2 protein-coding genes are annotated in these 20,350 nt (G+C 44.8%); both read left to right on the top strand.

From position 1 onward, the window contains the following. Positions 1–16: 16 nt before the first annotated feature. Positions 17–7,783 carry an amino acid adenylation domain-containing protein gene (locus ACXHJ1_RS01860; RefSeq protein ID WP_457905500.1) on the top strand — a complete coding sequence of 2,589 codons (7,767 nt, stop codon included), beginning with the start codon at positions 17–19 and terminating at the stop codon, positions 7,781–7,783. Between the two features lie 10 nt (positions 7,784–7,793). Next, positions 7,794–20,336, top strand: a complete 12,543-nt coding sequence (locus ACXHJ1_RS01855) for an amino acid adenylation domain-containing protein (protein ID WP_457905499.1) — start codon at positions 7,794–7,796, stop codon at positions 20,334–20,336. Positions 20,337–20,350: the final 14 nt, after the last annotated feature.

Below are 20,350 nucleotides of genomic sequence, written 5' to 3'. Positions count from 1 at the left end.
CAAAGTGGTGAGCCGTATGAGAAACGCACTCATTCAAAACATTTATCCATTGACACCCATGCAGGAGGGGCTTCTATATCACTCCATTTTAGACGAGCACTCAGAAGCATATTTTGATCAAACGGTCATTACCTTAAATGAACGGTTGAATGCAGAAACGCTGAAGGAAAGCTTCCAAACCCTGATTGACCGTTATGATGTGTTACGGACTGTGTTTGTTTATAAAGAAACAGACCAACCGTTACAAGTCGTGCTGGCTAATAAAGAAGCAACGATTGATTATAGAGACATTACTGAATTAAATGAAGCAGAACAACGTTTATATGTTGATAATTTTACGATTAATGATCGGAAAATGCGTTTTGATCTTGAAAAAGATCTCCTTATTCGGATAAGTGTTCTTGCATTAAGTGACACAAGCTGCAAAATGGTTCTGAGCTTTCATCACATCATTATGGATGGCTGGTGTATTGGTACCATTGCGAAGGATCTATTCCAAATTTACAGAGCTTATTCCATCAAGCAGAAGCCAGAATTGGACGCAGTATTTCCGTATAGCCGATATATCAGTTGGTTAGGGCAGCAAAATAAGAAGACAGCTCTTGCTTATTGGGAACAACAATTATCAGGTGTGGAAGAGCAAAGTGGCTTACCTCTTAGCAGCAAGTCAACTGAGGATGGAAGCTACAAGCTGAACAACCATATTTTTACCTTGGATGAGCAGTTAACCCGTGGTTTGGAAATGATAGCACAGCAAAATCAGGTAACCTTAAGTTCTGTATTTCACGGGATATGGGGTCTGTTGCTGCAAAGATACAATGACACCAAGGATGTGGTATTTGGTTCCGTTGTTTCCGGCCGTCCAGCTGAGTTGGAAGGGTCGGAGAAAATGGTTGGATTATTTATTAATACGATTCCTGTACGTATTTGTCATAAAGAAGCACAAACATTTTCCCAGATAATCAAACAATTTCAGCAGAACATGATGGAATCGGGGAAGTACCATTTTCTATCCTTGGCTGATATCCAGATGCTAACCCCACTGGGTAAGAGCTTGATCCACCATATCATAGCGTTCGAGAACTACCCAATTACTGAAGAGCTTGCGGGTGGAGAAGGAGAACAGCTTGTTTCAATTGTGGAAACCGAAGGTTTTGAGCAAACGAATTATGATTTTAATATTGGAGTCATTCCTGGTAAAGAATTGAAAGTAAAGTTCGGCTATAACAGTATTGCTTATCAAGCTTCAGATATTCAAAGAATTGAACTGCACCTAAAACAAATAGCTGAACAGGTAGTCTCTAATCCGCACATGGATGTGGACAATATTGATTTGCTTTCTGGCGAGGAAAAACACAGAATCCTGCGAGATTTTAATGATACAAATGCCTTGTATCCTCAAAGTCAAACGATTCAACAGCTTTTCGAAGAGCAGGCGGCACTGACGCCGAATCGTTTGGCAGCAGCATTCGCTGATGGGCGGTTAACTTATCTGGAATTGAACGAACGGGCTAATCGATTGGCTCGCGTCTTGAGGATGAAAGGGGTGCAAACTGGCCAGATTGTTGGGATTGCAGCCTATCGTTCACCGGAGATGCTAGTCGGGATCATGGCTATTCTTAAGGCAGGGGGGGCTTACTTGCCAATCAATCCAGAGGATCCTCTGGAACGAATTCAATATATAGCGGGTAACAGCGGAGCTTCCATCCTGCTGGTGCAGCAGGAAATCCAATCTACATTGAAGGATCTTTCACAGAATATCAGCGTGCTTGCGATCGGAGCAGACTGGGCAACTGAAAAAACTAATCTTGAACCTTACAGTGGGCCGGAGGATGTAGCTTACGTAATTTATACTTCCGGTTCTACAGGTAAGCCTAAAGGGGTTATGATTCGTCACACCTCTATAGTGAATCGACTTCATTGGATGCAAAAAAAGTATCCGATTGGTGTGGACGATACCATTTTACAGAAAACACCTTACACCTTTGATGTTTCTGTATGGGAACTATTTTGGTGGGCTATAGCCGGAGCTTCAGTCTACTTTCTTCCACCTGATGGGGAGAAGGATCCCAAGCTACTGGTGAACACGGTGGCAGAGCAGAAAATTACAACCCTTCATTTTGTACCTTCCATGTTGTCTGTTTTTTTGGAGTATGTTGAGCAGCACCAAGCAGAGGGAAAACTCAGCAGTATTAAACGAGTTTTCGCTAGCGGGGAGGCACTAACAGTAAAGCAAGCCAGACGGTTTAATACTCTGCTTCGAAAGCCGAATGGCACAACTCTGCATAATTTATACGGACCAACAGAGGCAACAGTGGATGCAACATGGTTTGATTGCCCGGATGGAGATGATTTGCAGAGTATTCCAATCGGTAAGCCGATTGACAATAACCGGTTGTACATTTTGGATCAGGAGGGGAGACTGCTTCCTGTCGGTATTCCGGGGGAACTTTATATTGCTGGTACAGGAGTAGCCCTAGGCTACATTAATCAACCTGATCTAACGGACGAAAGATTCACAGATAGTCCCTTCGTTATCGGAGAGCGCATGTATAAAACAGGGGACTTGGCAAAGTGGCTTCCTGACGGCAATGTGGAGTATCTCGGAAGAACAGACCATCAGGTGAAAATTCGTGGATATCGTATTGAGACTGGAGAAATCGAAAAGGTCCTGCTCTCTCATCATGACATCAGAGAGGCCGTTGTTCTATCTAGAAAAGACCAAGAGGACGAAACGTATTTATGCGCTTATATTGTGTCTGACCGTGAACTCTTAACACAGGAAATACGATCCTATTTGAAAGCGTCTCTACCCTTGTATATGGTACCTGCTCATCTAATACAGATTGCTGCGATACCTCTTACGACTAATGGAAAGGTGAACCGAGGAGCGCTTCCTGAGCCCCATCATGTGATTCGGGAGCAGGGGTTTGTAGCTCCTCGTACAGATACAGAAACTCGTCTAGTACGTTTGTGGGAGGATATTCTGCATGTGAGCCCAATAGGTGTACACAGCCATTTTTTTGAACTGGGTGGACATTCGCTGAAGGCTACAATACTGATCGGGAAAATTATTCGAGAATTCCAGGTCGAGTTGCCTATGCGTGAAATATTTGAGTATCCAACTGTGGAAAGCATGAGCAAACTCATTGAACGTACCATCGGGAGAGGGGCAGGTACATTTACCGAAATTGCTCTACTTTCTGGTCAAACCTATTATCCGGTTTCCTCCTCGCAAAGACGTCAGATGATACTGCATCAACTTGAAGGAGCGGAACTGGTTTACAATATGCCTTCTGTCATGCTTGTTCAAGGCCATCTGGATCAGGAGCGGTTGAAAATGGCATTCACCACTCTGATTCACAGGCATGAAGCATTGCGCACTTCATTTTCATGGATCAACGGAGAGCCGGTTCAAAGCGTACATGACGAAGTAGAATTTGAGTTGAAGATTCATAGTCTGACCAGCAAAGAGGATTTAGAGGAACAGCAAATAGAAACGGTGCTAAGTGAATTCGTCCAACCGTTTGACCTGAGCCGTGCCCCTTTATTAAGAGGCGAGCTGATTCCGTTGACAGAGAACCAAAATATGCTGCTGGTTGATTTGCACCATATTATTTCGGATGGCGTTTCTATGTCTATTATTATGGATGAATTTGTAAAATCGTATGATGGACAAGCACTTCCGCCTCTATCCGTTCAGTACAAAGATTATGCTAGCTGGCATAATGAGCAAGTAAATCATGGATTTATTAAAGATCAGGAATCCTACTGGCTGGACATCTTTAAAAATGAGCCACCTGTACTGGAGCTACCAACGGATTTTCCAAGACCGTCTATTCAAAGCTATGAAGGTAACACGGTATCTCGAATTCTGGGCGATGATATAACAGAGCCACTTCATAAACTCGCAGCTGAAACTCAAAGTACATTATTCATGATTTTACTGGCTGTATATAACGTTGTTTTGTCCAAGCATGCACGACAAGATGACATTGTCATCGGTACGCCGGTTGCTGGGAGGAGACATCCAGATACGGAAAAGATCGTCGGCATGTTTGTCAATACGTTGGCACTGCGTACTAGCCCTTCATCGGAGAAGAGTCTTTCTGCTTTTTTGGATGAAGTTAAGGAAGCGGTTTTATCTGCTTTTGAGCATCAGGAATATCCCTTTGAGCAATTGGCCGAAAAGCTTGCGCTGCGGAGAGATGTGAGCCGAAGCCCGATCTTCGACACCATGTTTGTTATGCAAAATACAAAAGGACAACCCCTACAATCTAGTGGGTTGGAATTCAAACCGTTTCCGTTCAATCCAGGTGTTTCCCGATTTGATTTAACCTTGAGCGCGGAAGAAACAGGCAGCTATCTTCATTTAAATTTGGAGTACAACAGTGCTTTGTTCCAAAAGGACACTGTCGAACGCTTCTTGGATCATATGGTGGTGGTGCTAAGGTCTTTTGTAGCTCATAGCACACAAACGATAGGTGATACAGATTTATTAACAACGGTAGAAAAAGAAGTGATTTTGAAGAAATTCAACGGGACGGCTGCGCCTTATCCAAGGGAGAAGACGATTCATCAATTGTTTGAGGAGCAGGTGGAGCGAACACCGGAACATCCGGCAGCCCTATACCAAGATCGGCAATTGACGTACCGGGAGCTCAATGCCCAAGCGAATCGGGTGGCTCACGTCCTGCGGAAGAAAGGGATCGGGCCCGACCAGATGGTGGGCATCGCAGTTCATCGATCGCTGGAGATGATCGTCGGCCTGCTGGGGATTTTGAAGGCAGGCGGGGCGTATCTGCCGTTACATCCAGAGGACCCAGAAGAACGGCTGGGATTCATGCTGGAGGATAGCGGGGCATCTATCCTGCTGACCCAGCGGGATCAGTTGGACCGCCTTCGTCCGCACGGAGCCGACCGCGAGCTGATCGCTATCGAAGATTTGCTGGTGGAGGGGATGGAGCTTACAGGAGAAGAATGCGAGAAGAACCCAGAACCTGTTAACCGCTCGAGCGATTTGGTGTACGTGATCTATACGTCAGGCTCCACTGGCAAGCCGAAGGGGGTCATGATTGAGCACGCTTCACTGATCAACCGGCTGCACTGGATGGAACAACGAATTCCGTTTGGAGCGGAGGATGTGATCCTGCAAAAAACGCCTTACACCTTTGACGTATCGTTGTGGGAGCTGTTCTCGTGGGCGATTCAGGGAGCGACAGTATGCTTTTTGGAGCCGGGAGGCGAGAAAGACCCGGCAACGATAGCCGAAACGGTGGAGGCCAACGGGGTAACGGCAATCCATTTTGTGCCATCCATGCTGGGAGCGTTCCTGGAGTATATCGAGCACAGCGGAGGCGCCGGGAAAATGCGGAGTGTACGGCGAGTATTTGCCAGCGGGGAAGCGTTGATGACAGAGCATGTCCGCCGATTTAACCGTTTGCTTGGGACCGAAGGAGCTACGCTGCACAACCTGTATGGACCGACGGAAGCAACGGTAGAGGTGGCGTATTACGACTGTCCTGCGGACCAGGAACCGGAGAGTATTCCGATTGGGAAGCCGATTGACAACGTGAAATTGTATATTTTGGACCATAAAGACCGATTGCAGCCAATAGGCGTACCAGGCGAACTGCATATTGGAGGGGACTGCGTAGCCCGAGGATATGTGAATCGGAAAGAACTGACGGAGGAGAAGTTCGTAGAAGACCCCTATGCGGCAGAGGGACGGATGTACCGGACGGGAGATTTGGCGAGATGGCTACCGGATGGAAACATTGAATATATGGGTCGGATTGACCATCAGGTGAAAATTCGGGGCTACCGGATCGAACTGGGTGAGATTGAAGCGGCAATACTGGCCTACGAAGGGGTACAGACAGCAGTAGTGCTTGCTCGTGATGACCGTTCTGGGGGAAGTTATTTATGCGCCTATGTTGAACATGCCCAGGAGTTCAATATACAAGCATTAAAGGCTCGTATTAAAGAAGTTCTACCCGAGTACATGGTGCCTGCTTATATCGTATCTATGGAAGCTATGCCTTATCTATCGAGCGGTAAGATCGACAGAAAAGCCTTGCCTGAGCCTGATCACAGTCTGTCGATTGAGGTAGATTATATTTCTCCTTCCAATGAGGTTGAAGCGTTGATGGCCGAAATCTGGCAAGAGGTTCTTGGCTATGCTCCTATCGGAACGAATCATAACTTTTTTGAATTGGGCGGAGATTCAATTAAAGCTATTCAAATTTCCACACGTCTAAGTAAGCACGGATATCGTATGGAAATTAAGGACCTTTTCCGTCATCAAACGATAGGTAGCCTGACTCCGGATCTAAGAGCAGTCAGTGTTCAAGCCGAACAAGGGATTATTGAAGGAGAGGCTGAGTTATCGCCTATCCAACGATGGTTTTTTGAGCAAAAGTTCACGGAATCGAACTATTGGAACCAGGCTGTTATGTTGTATAGCCAAAAGGGATGGAAGGAAGAACTGGTCGATCAGGTGTTGTGTAAGCTGACAGAGCATCATGATGCCTTACGAATGACATATACAGCGAGTCCGGACAGAATCACTCCCGTCATTCATGGTACGAATCGAAAGGCATATGCTCTTACTGTTCTGGATGTAAGCCATGAGGCATCCATTGAAGAAGCAATCCAAACCCTTAGCGAAGCGATTCAGCGGCGTATGAATTTGGAAGAGGGTCCACTTGTGCAAGCAGGGTTGTTTCACACGGCTCAAGGTGATCACTTATTACTCGCGATTCATCATTTGGTGGTAGATGGAGTTTCTTGGAGAATTCTATTGGAAGATTTGGAGCAAGGGTATATGCAGGCGCTTAATAATGAAGAAATTCTCTTCCAGGCGAAGACCCATTCATGGAAGGACTGGACCCATCGCCTGGGTGATGATGCAAAGGGTGCGCGTCCAGCTCGTTACAAGCGTTATTGGGAGAATGTGATCCGTCATGCCAGTAAACCGCTTCATAAAGACTACCCGGTCGCTGACAGAAGAGGGAAAGACCTGAAAATCTGCAGCGTAAGGCTTTCCAAGCAACAAACAGATCGTCTGCAGAAGGATGTACACAAGGTTTATAGTACGAATGTAAACGATCTACTGTTGACAGCCTTTGGACTGGCATTGAGAGACTGGACTGATAATGATGGATTTACCATTTTGCTGGAAGGACACGGACGGGAACAGATCTTTGATGATATAGATATAACCAGAACGGTCGGCTGGTTTACTACGATGTATCCTATTCATCTGGATATGAAGCATAATGCAGATTTAGCTTACCAAATTAAGCTGACCAAGGAAGCGTTGCGACGTGTTCCTAATAAGGGCATTGACTTCGGAATTCTGGATTATATGACCCTACACGATTTGAAAAGTACTAATCAGGGACATTTTGCACCTGAAATCCGGTTTAATTATCACGGCCAGATTGATTCAGGCTCCGTTGCGCCTTTATTTGTCGAATCAAAGTATTCTCCGGGCCGGACAGTAAGTGAGGAGACCGAGACACCATTTGTGCTTGATATTAATGGCAGTATCGAACAGGGGATATTAACCCTCGGGATCGAGTATAGCAGTCGTGAATATGCTGAATCGAGTATTCAAAAATTGGGAAATTTCTTGCAAAGTCGTTTGCTAGAAATTATTGAGCATTGCTCTGAAAAGAAGGAGAAGGAATGGACTCCCGCAGATGTGAGCGATGAGAATCTTTCAATTAACGATTTGGATGAGATTATGGCCTACTATAAAAATAATACATCTTCCTAGGCGGTGGATTATGAGTAAAGATCTGCAAATTCAAAGTATATTCCGGTTAACCCCGATGCAACAAGGAATCTTGTTCCATAGCCTGCTAGATCAAACTTCGTACGCCTATTTTGAACAGGTGAGTCTTACCTTGAACGGCTTACTCGAGGTAGAGCTTCTGGATCGAAGTCTTTCTGTTCTGTTTGAGCGCCATGAGATATTGCGCAGCAATGTTTTTCACGTCAATATTGAAGAGCCTAAATTGATCGTATTTCGGCAGAAGCATCCAGCAATTCACTTTGAGGACATTTCTTCACTAACGCAATCTGACCAGGTGGCCTATATAGAACAGTTTGTTCAACGTGATAAGGCCAACGGATTTGATATTACCCGGGATGAGTTATTCCGGGTCTCCATATTGCAGTGTGCGTCTGATGTATACAAGCTGATCGTTAGCTTCCACCACATCATTATGGATGGATGGTGCTTAGAAATCGTTTTGAAAGAATGGTTCCAGATCTACACATCATTGCAAAAGAATGAGCCAGTTCAACTGGGGGAAGCTCCTTCTTATGAAAAATACCTCAAGTGGTTGGACAAGCAGGATACAGATATAGCGCTTACGTTTTGGGAGCGATATTTGGATGGTTTTGAACAGCAGAGCATCTTGCCTGCGAATGGTAAAGGGAGCCAAATTGATTACGATCCACAGCAGCAAATCTTTAGCTTTGATTCGCAATTAACGGGTCAGTTGGAATCACTGGCCAAAGAACTCAAGGTTACTTTGAGTACATTGTTTCACTCTATCTGGGGTTTGCTATTGATGAAATACAACAACACCCGCGACGTGGTATTTGGCTCTGTCGTTTCCGGTCGTCCGTCAGATATTCCGGGAGCAGAAAACATGGTAGGCCTATTTATCAATACTATTCCAGTGCGTATATCGAGTGAAGAGGATCATCTTGCTTTTTCGGATTTCGTCCAGCATGTACAACATTCGGTTATGGAGGCGGGGCAGCATCATTATGTGCCCCTTGCTGATATTCAGGCGGGTAGTTTGTTGAAGAGTAATCTGATACACCATATTTTGGCCTTTGAAAATTTCCCGGGTATGGAGGAAGCTTCCGATCACGAGAACGAAAACAGTTTAGCGGTTTCGGAGATGGCTGGCTTTGAACAGACTAATTATTCTTTCAACCTTAACGTTGTCCCCGGTGAGAAACTGCGGATGAAATTCAGCTATAACGGTCTATTATACGAACCAGAATATATAGATCGATTAGGTCGACATGTTGAGGAAATCGCCCGCACTATAGTTTCGTCTGCTGATGTAGTTTTGCACGAAATAGATATCATTCTGCCAGAAGAAAAAGAAGTGATTTTGAAGAAATTCAACGGGACGGCTGTGCCTTATCCGAGGGAGAAGACGATTCATCAATTGTTTGAGGAGCAGGTGGAGCGAACACCGGAACATCCGGCAGCCCTATACCAAGATCGGCAATTGACGTACCGGGAGCTGAATGCCCAAGCGAATCGGGTGGCTCACGTCCTGCGGAAGAAAGGGATCGGGCCCGACCAGATGGTGGGCATCGCAGTTCATCGATCGCTGGAGATGATCGTCGGCCTGCTAGGGATTTTGAAGGCAGGCGGGGCGTATCTGCCGTTACATCCAGAGGACCCGGAAGAACGGCTGGGATTCATGCTGGAGGATAGCGGGGCATCTATCCTGCTGACCCAGCGGGATCAGTTGGACCGCCTTCGTCCGCACGGAGCCGACCGCGAGCTGATCGCTATCGAAGATTTGCTGGTGGAGGGGATGGAGCTTACAGGAGAAGAATGCGAGAAGAACCCGGAACCTGTTAACCGCTCGAGCGATTTGGTGTACGTGATCTATACGTCAGGCTCCACCGGCAAGCCGAAGGGGGTCATGATTGAGCACGCTTCACTGATCAACCGGCTGCACTGGATGGAACAACGAATTCCGTTTGGAGCGGAGGATGTGATCCTGCAAAAAACGCCTTATACCTTTGACGTATCGTTGTGGGAACTGTTCTCGTGGGCGATTCAGGGAGCGACAGTATGCTTTTTGGAGCCGGGAGGCGAGAAAGACCCGGCAACGATAGCCGAAACGGTGGAGGCCAACGGGGTAACGGCAATCCATTTTGTGCCATCCATGCTGGGAGCGTTCCTGGAGTATATCGAGCACAGCGGAGGCGCCGGGAAAATGCGGAGTGTACGGCGAGTATTTGCCAGCGGGGAAGCGTTGATGACAGAGCATGTCCGCCGATTTAACCGTTTGCTTGGGACCGAAGGAGCTACGCTGCACAACCTGTATGGACCGACGGAAGCAACGGTAGAGGTGGCGTATTACGACTGTCCTGCGGAACAGGAACCGGAGAGCATTCCAATCGGGAAGCCGATTGACAACGTGAAATTGTATATTTTGGACTATAAAGACCGATTGCAGCCAATAGGCGTACCAGGCGAACTGCATATTGGAGGGGACTGCGTAGCCCGAGGATATGTGAATCGGAAAGAACTGACGGAGGAGAAGTTCGTAGAAGATCCATATACGTCAGAGGGACGGATGTACCGAACGGGAGACTTGGCGAGATGGCTGCCGGATGGAAACATTGAATATATGGGTCGGATTGACCATCAGGTGAAAATTCGGGGCTACCGGATCGAACTGGGTGAGATTGAAGCGGCCTTGCTTGCATATGAAGGTGTGCGGGCGGCGACGGTACTTGCCCTTGATGATCGAGATGGTGGCAAATATTTATGCGCATATTTCGAAAGCGGAGAAAGTTTGAACACATCTATTTTAAGGGCACATTTGAAGGCACTTATACCGGATTACATGGTGCCAAGTCATTTCGTCCGGCTAGATGTTATGCCGCACCTGTCCAGTGGCAAGGTTAACCGTAAAGCGCTACCCGAACCGGATCATGGGATGCGAGCCACCAGCTATGTTGCACCAAGAAACGAAACGGAAAGAAAACTAGCCGAGATTTGGGAGAAGTTGCTGGACATATCCTCCATCGGTATACATGACAACTTTTTTGAACTGGGTGGACATTCACTAACGGCGACTCGACTTATGTCTCGAATCAATAAGTTGCTGCAAGTTGAAATTCCACTCCGTGATATTTTTGCACATCCGACCATCGAAGAAATGAGTGTTTTGATCTGCGGACCAGAGGTTGCAACTGGGACGATGATGGATATTGCTCCTGCCGAGCTACGCGATTCTTATCCAGTGACATCCGTTCAAAAGAGACAAATGATTTTACATCAGTTTGAAGGAGCAGAAACAGCATACAACATGCCCTTTGCCTTACTGATGGAGGGAGAACTGGACATCCAGCGGCTGGAGCAAGTGTTCAGGGATCTAATAGATAGGCATGAGGCATTGCGGACATCATTTGAGTGGGGCACAGAGGAGCCAGTACAAAAAATTCATAGTGAGGTTCTATTTCAACTGAGTCTCCAACAGGCTGATGATATCGGAATAGAAGCACAGGACAAACAGATTCAAGCGATATTCAAAACGTTCGTAAGACCGTTTAACTTAGGTCAGGCTCCATTATTGCGGGCGAAGCTGGTACGTATTTCGGACAATAGGCATATTTTAATGGTAGATATGCACCATATTGTTGCAGATGGTGTTTCCATGAGCGTTTTGGCTAGTGATTTCACGACATTGTATCACGGGAACTCACTGCCACCATTGCGTATTCAATATAAAGATTACGCCGTTTGGAATAGTGAGTGGATCAAAGAAGGACACTTGATTAAGCAGGAACAATACTGGCTAGATTTGTTTTCGGATGAGCTTCCTGTCCTTAATCTACCAACTGATTTCACGAGACCTCAAGTACAAAGCTTTGAAGGTGACCGGTATTCTTTTCAAGCTGATAAGACACTTCGTGAAGGTCTACAACAATTTGTTACAGAAAATCGGACCACTTTATTTATGGTACTGCTATCGGCTTACAACGTATTGCTGCATAAGTATTCAAGCCAGGAAGATATCGTGGTAGGGTCTCCAATAGCAGGTCGTAATCATACGGATTTAGAAAATATTATGGGGATGTTCGTTAACACACTTGTGCTGCGCAACCGCCCAGCTGCTGACAAAACGCTCAAGCAATTTTTACTGGAGGTGCAAAGAAGTAGCCTGGAAGCATTCGAACATCAGGATTATCCAATAGAAGATCTTGTGGATAAGCTCGATCTTCACAGGGATTTAAGCCGAAATCCTCTGTTTGATACGATGTTCTCTCTAGAAAATACCGATTCGGTAAGCTTACAAGCTGACGGGATATCCATATCGCCCTATTCTGTTGAAGCTGGCATAGCCAAAGTTGACTTAACGTTAACAGCAGAAGCGGATCAAGAGGGACTCTCTTTTCGAATTGATTATTGTAATAAGCTGTTTTACAAAGAAAGTATTGAGAGAATGTCGAAGCATTATTTGCAGATTTTACAGACTATTGTGGACTCTGCGGATGCACGGATTGGCGACGTAAACATGGTAACTGCATCCGAAGAAGAGATTTTGTTAACGAAATTTAATACGGTACCCGCTTCTAACGAGAAAGATAACCGAAAATTGCTGCATCAGCTCTTTGAAGAGCAGGTAGCGAAGACGCCGGAGCGTGTCGCAGTATCGTTCGAGGAACAACAATGGACTTACAGCGAGTTAAACGATAAAGCGAATCAGCTTGCCAGAGTGCTTAGAGAAAAAGGAGTACAGGCCAATACGCTTGTAGGCATGATGGTAGAGCGATCTTTTGAAATGATAGTCGGAATCCTAGGGATTTTAAAGGCTGGGGGTGCGTATGTACCTCTGGCACCAGATTATCCTGCGGAGCGAATTAGTCTGATGCTATACGATTGCAAGATAACACTATTATTGGCTTCCCATCATGTCCTGACTGAATCAACTTTCATAAAAGAGGCAGGAGCAGATGGGTTTGCAGGGGAAATCCTTGATTTGGATCAGCTCGATACTATCGTTAAGAATTCGGATTCTAGTAACTTACCTTATGTGAATGAACCGGATGATTTGGCATATGTGCTATATACCTCTGGCTCAACAGGTAAACCAAAAGGGAATCTGACCATGCATTATAACGTGGAGAGATTGATTAAAAACTCCAATTATATCAATCTTACGGAACAGGATATTCTCTTGCAGTTATCCAACTATGCCTTTGATGGGTCAGTCTTCGATATATTCGGCGCTCTGGTCAATGGTTCTAAGCTGATTCTCTTACGTAAAGAGAATATGCTGAATCCAGAAAAACTGTCTTCCTTAATTCGAAATGAAAGTGTCTCGGTATTTTTTATTACTACCGCCTTGTTTAACACGTTGATAGAAACCAATATTGAATGCTTTACTACAATTCGCAAAGTACTTTTTGGTGGAGAGCGGGTTTCGCTACCGCATGTGAGCAAGTTGTTTGAACATATCGGACCCCATAAAATGCTGCACATGTACGGTCCTACCGAAAGCACGGTCTTTGCTACTTGTTATGGTGTAGATCAGATTCATGAACGGAAAGGTACAATTCCGATTGGAGCCCCGATTACAGGTACTACTGTGTACATTCTGGATAAAAATCTTAAATTGCAGCCTATTGGTATACCGGGAGAGCTTTGTATAGCAGGGGATGCACTATCCCAGGGCTACTTGAACCTACCTGATTTTACAAACGAAAAGTTTATAGACAATCCATTTAATCCAGGCGAGAAAATGTACAAAACAGGTGATATTGCAAAATGGCTTCCAGATGGAAATATTGAATTTGTAGGCCGCCAAGATCATCTGGTGAAAATTAGGGGTTTTCGTATAGAGCTTGGTGAAATTGAAAATCAACTACTATCCCATGAACGTATTAAAGAGGCAATAGTTGTAGCTAAATCGGATCCATCCGGCCAAAACCGTATTTCTGCATATATGGTGACAGATGGGGAATTAAATACTTCAGCTATTCGCCGTTACTTGGCGAAGTATTTACCAGATTACATGTTGCCATCCAGCTTAATCCTGCTGGACAGTTTGCCGCTGAACGCTAATGGCAAGGTGGATCAGAAGAAACTGCCAGAGCCTCATATTAACTTAGACTTGAGCACGCTGTATGAACCACCAACAAGCCCTACGGAAGAGAAGTTGGTTAAAATTTGGGAAGGCGTGCTGGGACAAGAGGGAATTGGAATTAGTCACAGTTTTTTTGACCTTGGAGGAGACTCTATTAAGGCCATTCAAGTGATCGCAAGGTTGAGCCAAGAGGGATTAAAGCTGGATATGAAGGACATATTTCAGCACCCTACTGTTCAGCAAGTAGCACCATATGTCCAACGTCGTTCCAGAATCATTGACCAGAAGGCGGTAACAGGTGAGGTACAGCTAACTCCAATCCAAAGATGGTTCTTCGAAAATGTACAGGATGATCGGAACCATTTTAATCAAGCAGTTATGTTGTTTACTAGTGGTGTATTCGATGAAGAAGCCCTAAAGACTGCTTTGGAGAATATTATTATTCACCATGATGCCCTACGAATGGCGTATGAGATTGGTCAGAGTTCTGTTTGCCAATACCATACGGAAACGCAGTTAAGGCCTTTTCATTTAAATATTTATAATCTACAAGGAAATAACGATGCTGAAAGCAAGATTGAGGAAGAGGCGAGTCGGCTACAGGCTACCATGGACTTAAGAGCAGGTGAGATGATCCGGGTTGGCTTGTTCCAAACAGATCAAGGCCAGCATTTGCTGATTGCTATTCACCATTTAGTTATTGATGGGGTCTCCTGGCGAATCTTATTGGAAGACTTGGAGAGCGCATATACCCAGGCATTACAGGGTGAAGATATCGCTTTGCCGGATAAAACGGACTCTTTTCAGTATTGGTCCGACCGGCTTGCAGAGTATTCGAACAGTCGGACTTTACTGAAGGAGAAGGCATATTGGCAGCAAATTGAAGGTGTTCAATGTGAGTCTCCATTTCCTCAGAAGAGCACAGTTACTGATGAGGGTGGAGTGAAAAAAGAAAGAACGAGCATAGCTGTCCGGTTGGACAAGCAAGATACACAGCTACTGCTTGGAACTGCTCATCAGGCCTATAATACCGAAATTAATGACTTATTGTTATCAGCACTTGGATTGGCTATTAAACAATGGGCGGGTAGTAAAATCTTCGCTATTAATCTTGAAGGACATGGCAGGGAAGAGATTATGGAGGAGATAGATGTTACTCGAACCATAGGTTGGTTTACTTCGATGTTTCCTATTGTTCTGGATATGAGGGATAGTGCAGATATTTCATCTGTTATTCGGCGAACTAAGGAAATGATTCGGCATATCCCTAATCGAGGGATTGGCTACGGAGTTCTAAAGTATTTGACCGATGTGGAACATACTCAAGATTTAGATTTTAACATACAGCCACAAATCAGTTTTAATTATCTGGGACAATTTATGGATGGTACGCAAGAGGGAAGCTTTGAATCGTCACCGCTATCTCCGGGACGTTCTGTTGGTGAAGGGGCAGAAAGTCATTTTACACTGGACATTAATAGTATTGTTTCCCAAGACCAACTGTTACTTGAATTTGGATATATTCGTGGCGAGCATGCAGACCATACTATTGAACAATTATCCCTTATGTATATTGAGCATTTAAAAATGTTAATTAATCACTGTACAAGCATTACACAGAAGGTTCTCACACCATCAGATTACCAAGACCATACTCTCTCTATTTCTGAGTTAGATCAAATTCTCGAACAGTTTGGTGGGACTGAACAGGTAGAGCATATTTACCCGTTAACACCTATGCAGCAGGGAATGCTGTTCCATTACATGATGGAGCCAGAAACTACAGCTTATGTGGAACAAGTCGCGATAGAAATGGAAGGAGAACTACAGCAGGAACTTCTGGAACAGAGTTTTCAAGAATTGTTGGCAAAATATGGAGTATTACGTACGAATTTTGTGTTTACCAGTATACGTGAACCTCGGCAAGTAGTGCGTAAACATCAACATGCAGAGTTTCAGTTTTATGACCTTACCGGGATGGGTGAGCAAGAAATTACCGCTTATCTTGAGGATCACAAAAAACAAGATCTTCTGCGTGGATTTGATTTATCCAATGAAGCACTAATACGTATAAATGTATTAAAAACAACTCCTGATAAGTTTCTTATGATGTGGACCTTCCATCATATGATTATGGATGGATGGTGCGTAGGGATTGTCTACCACGATTTTATGAGCATGTATCTAGATTTGAAAAATGGTAGACCGCTTAAGTCTGAGACAGCCCCTGCTTATTCAACTTATATTCGTTGGCTGGAAAAGCAGGACAAAGAGGAGTCCATGCAATATTGGAAACAGGCTTTGGATGGATATACGCAATGCGCAGTTATACCGAAGACGTTCAAATTGCAGGATAAAGAAGGTGGTTACCGCACGAGTCAGCTAGAATTTTCGTTAGACCAAACAATGACACGACGATTAACAGAGATTGCATCTCATAATCGGATTACAGTCAACACGTTGTTCCAATCCATATGGGGGGCATTGCTTCAAAGATATAACAATACCAACGATGTAGTATTTGGAGCCGTAGTTTCAGGGCGACCGCCAGTAATCCCAGACATTGAGAGCATGGTAGGTATTTTCATTAATACTATTCCCGTGCGAATTTATGGCGAGGAGAATGAAAGCTTCATTGAAATGGCCAAGAGAGCTCAACAAAGCTCCATCGAATCTGTTAAGTATGAGTACACATCATTAGCTGACATTCAGTCCATAACCACACTGAAGCAAAGCCTGTTAGATCATATTATTGTGTTTGAAAATTACCCGGAGTATGGAGAAGAAGAGGCGCTACAGAAGCACAATCTGAAAATTCATGTGCGAGACATGGCCTTTTATGAACAGACAAACTATGACTTTAATCTTATTGTTTCCCTGAAAGACGAACTGAACATTAAATTTCTGTACAACGCTGATACCTTAAGTAGAGAATTTGTGGAACGTATAAAAAATCATCTAAATGGCGTAGTCCGACAAATCGTGGATAATCCAGAGATAAGTATATCCTCGATTGAAGTAACTTCTTTACCGGAGAAAGAAGTGATTTTGAATGAATTTAACAATACGACAGCGATCTATCCGCGAGCGAAGACAATCCATCAATTGTTTGAGGAGCAGGTGGAGCGAACACCGGAACATCCGGCAGCCCTTTACAAAGGACGGCAGTTAACGTATCGGGAGCTGAATGCCCAAGCGAATCGGTTGGCTCATGTGCTGCGGGAAAAAGGAGTAGGACCTGATCGTGTGGTGGGGATCGCGGTTCACCGATCGTTGGAGATGATTATCGGACTACTAGGAATCTTGAAAGCAGGTGGAGCCTATCTGCCGCTGAATCCAGAGGACCCTGAAGAACGACTGGCGTTCATGCTGGAGGACAGTGGAGCATCCATTTTATTGACCCAGCAGGAGTTAGTGGAGCAGCTTCGCTGTCATGGAACAACCAGGGAACTGATCGCTATCGAAGATTTGCTGGTACAGGAAAAGGAGCAAACAGAAAGAGAAAAGAATCCGGAGTCGATCAATCGCTCGACGGATTTGGTGTATGTTATTTACACCTCGGGATCTACGGGTAAGCCTAAAGGAGTCATGATTGAGCACGCCTCGCTGATCAATCGTCTGCACTGGATGCAAAAGCGGATTCCATTTGGAGCGGAGGATGTAATCCTGCAAAAGACACCATATACCTTTGATGTATCGTTGTGGGAATTGTTCTCGTGGGCCATCCAAGGGGCAACGGTATGCTTTTTGGAGCCAGGAGGAGAGAAGGACCCGGCCACAATAGCTGAAACGGTTGAGTCTAACCGGGTAACGGCATTGCACTTTGTGCCGTCAATGCTAGGAGCGTTTCTGGAATACATGGAACACAGCGGAGCTACGGGGAAAATGCGCAGTGTACGACGGGTATTTGCCAGCGGGGAAGCGCTGATGACAGAGCATGTGCGTCGGTTTAACCGCCTGATAGGAGGCGGCGGTGCCACGCTGCACAATCTGTATGGGCCAACGGAAGCGACCGTGGAGGTGGCGTATTATGACTGTCCTGCCGAGCATGAACCGGAGAGCATTCCGATCGGAAAGCCGATTGATAACGTAAAATTGTACATTTTGGATAAGAAGGACCGTTTGCAACCGATAGGGATACCTGGCGAACTGCATATTGGAGGCGACTGTGTAGCGCGAGGATATGTGAATCGGGAGGAATTGACGGAAGAGAAGTTCGTAGAAGATCCATACGAGCCGGGAGGACGGATGTACCGAACAGGGGATCTGGCCAGATGGTTGCCGGATGGAAATATCGAATATATGGGCAGAATCGATCATCAGGTGAAAATCCGCGGATATCGGATCGAACTGGGTGAGATTGAGGCGGCTTTGCTTGCGCATGATGGAGTTCGGGCAGCGGCAGTACTTGCCCGTGCTGATGACCGAACGGGGATGCCTAGTTTGGGGGCGTATGTTGTTGCCGAACCTCACGTGACAACGGCAATGTTGCGACAAAATTTATCTGTCTCAGTTCCAGAGTATATGATTCCAGCCTATTTTGTATTCTTGGATCAGATGCCGCTCACGTCGAGTGGTAAGATTAATCGTCGTATGCTATTAGAGATTGAGCTGGAATTTGGTACCGGAACGGAATATGTGGAGCCAAGCAGTGAGCTGGAAAAGGAATTAGTTGAGATCTGGATGAGTGTACTTGGTATTGAACATGTGGGTATCGACGATAATTTCTTTGAACTGGGAGGACATTCTTTAACGGCTATTCAGCTTGCATCCAGGTTACAGGGGATTTGGAGTAGTGAATTACGGTTGAGCAGTATCTATCAATACCCTACGGTCAGAGAGTTGGCACTACATGTGGAAGGGATGGAAGAAAACCATTCTGCACTTGCCCAACAATTTGATCAAATTATAGCGTTGCTGCATCAAAAGCTGAACGTCAAGGGATGGTTACAACAAGAGCAATTCAATGGAAAATCTTATATCGTTCTGCATCTAGAAGATGGAGCCATTTCTTTTGAAAAAGAGATTATGGAACTGTTGGACATGAAATGCGATGAATCGATTCAGCCTCATTACATCACTTGGCATGGAGAAGAAAACCTGAGACTGGAAAAGGCCAATCTTGAAGACATTAAGAGCATATGGACAGAAAGAATTGACAATGATTTGGACGTTTTCTCCAAAGCTATTTTAAGCCTAGGAATGATAGAGAGACTGCCTGTTTCTCCAACACAACGTTACCATCTCCAACATAGTGATATTTCTGGCACGATTATTCCGCTAGAAAAACATATGAACATGGAATATGTGGAAGAAGCGATTCGGCAGATTATTCGAGAGCAAGATTTGATGAGAAGTACGCTGTGTGAAGAAAACGGAGAATTGCAGTGGCAAGTAAGGGAAGCACCAGATCATCTTCCTGTACCACTGGTTGATATCTCTATGTACGATGAAGATACACAGCAAGTGATTCTGAATAATATCGTCTGGCCTTATTTTTACAGGCAGCATGAACTGAGCAATTCACTCTTATATCGGATATTGATTGTGAAAAAGAATCTGAAAGACTACATGCTTATATTACCTTTTTCGCACTCGATCTTTGACTTTATGAGCAGTGAGATTATTAAGCACCAGTTCAACACTTATTATGAATGTGTACGAGCTGGAAAGGAAACGCCTAAAGGGAGCAGAAATCGTTACTCTGATTTTACAGCTCATATTATGGAAGGACCTCAGGGTGTTGATGATCTGGAACTAGCTACTACCTATAATCTAGATAAGTTTGATCGTGCAATTGGTCGTATAACCGATTTTGTAAGTCAAAAAGCAGTACTTGAAGGGCATACAACTGTCATTTGGGATTTGAAATCTTCCGAGAGAGCAGTTCACTTGGACAACACTAGTCATTGGGAGATTGCATTCTTTACGTTCACTGCTTTTTGTAAAATGTATTTCGGGCTTAGTCAGGTACCCATTTGGGTAACGCAGTATGGCCGAAGCTTTGGAGAGAAGCGTTACTATGATGTTATTGGTGAATTTGTAGATCATATCCCGATACTAACAAATTTAGACCAAAATCTGGTATCTCTAGAACAGCAGGTTCGCCAAAGTGTTCAATGGGCAGCTGAACATAATATCAGCTTTGCTAACTTAATGTATAACCCGGATGTACAGAATGATTATCCTTTATCTGGAGGATACTTGCAGCAGGCTTTGGATAGAATGCCAATTGTATTTAATTTCCTTGGTGAGCTGAGAAGTGAGCATCAACTCCTACAAACGGTAGATCTGGGTAATGTCAATGTTGAAGGAAGAACACGAATCTTATGCGAAGTTTGGCATGATAGCGAGTCTAATCTGTTTGTGGCACTAACTCTACCTTTTTCAGAAGACGAAAGTATAGTACGGAATCATCTACAAAGTGCCTTGGAGCAATTGGAAAGACGCTGGGCAACCGTTCTGTAACTCTTGCCCTAACC

This window comes from Paenibacillus sp. ALE2 (assembly GCF_054113385.1).
Note: the sequence above shows the minus strand (reverse complement) of the source record. Positions and strands in the feature narration are given on the sequence as shown.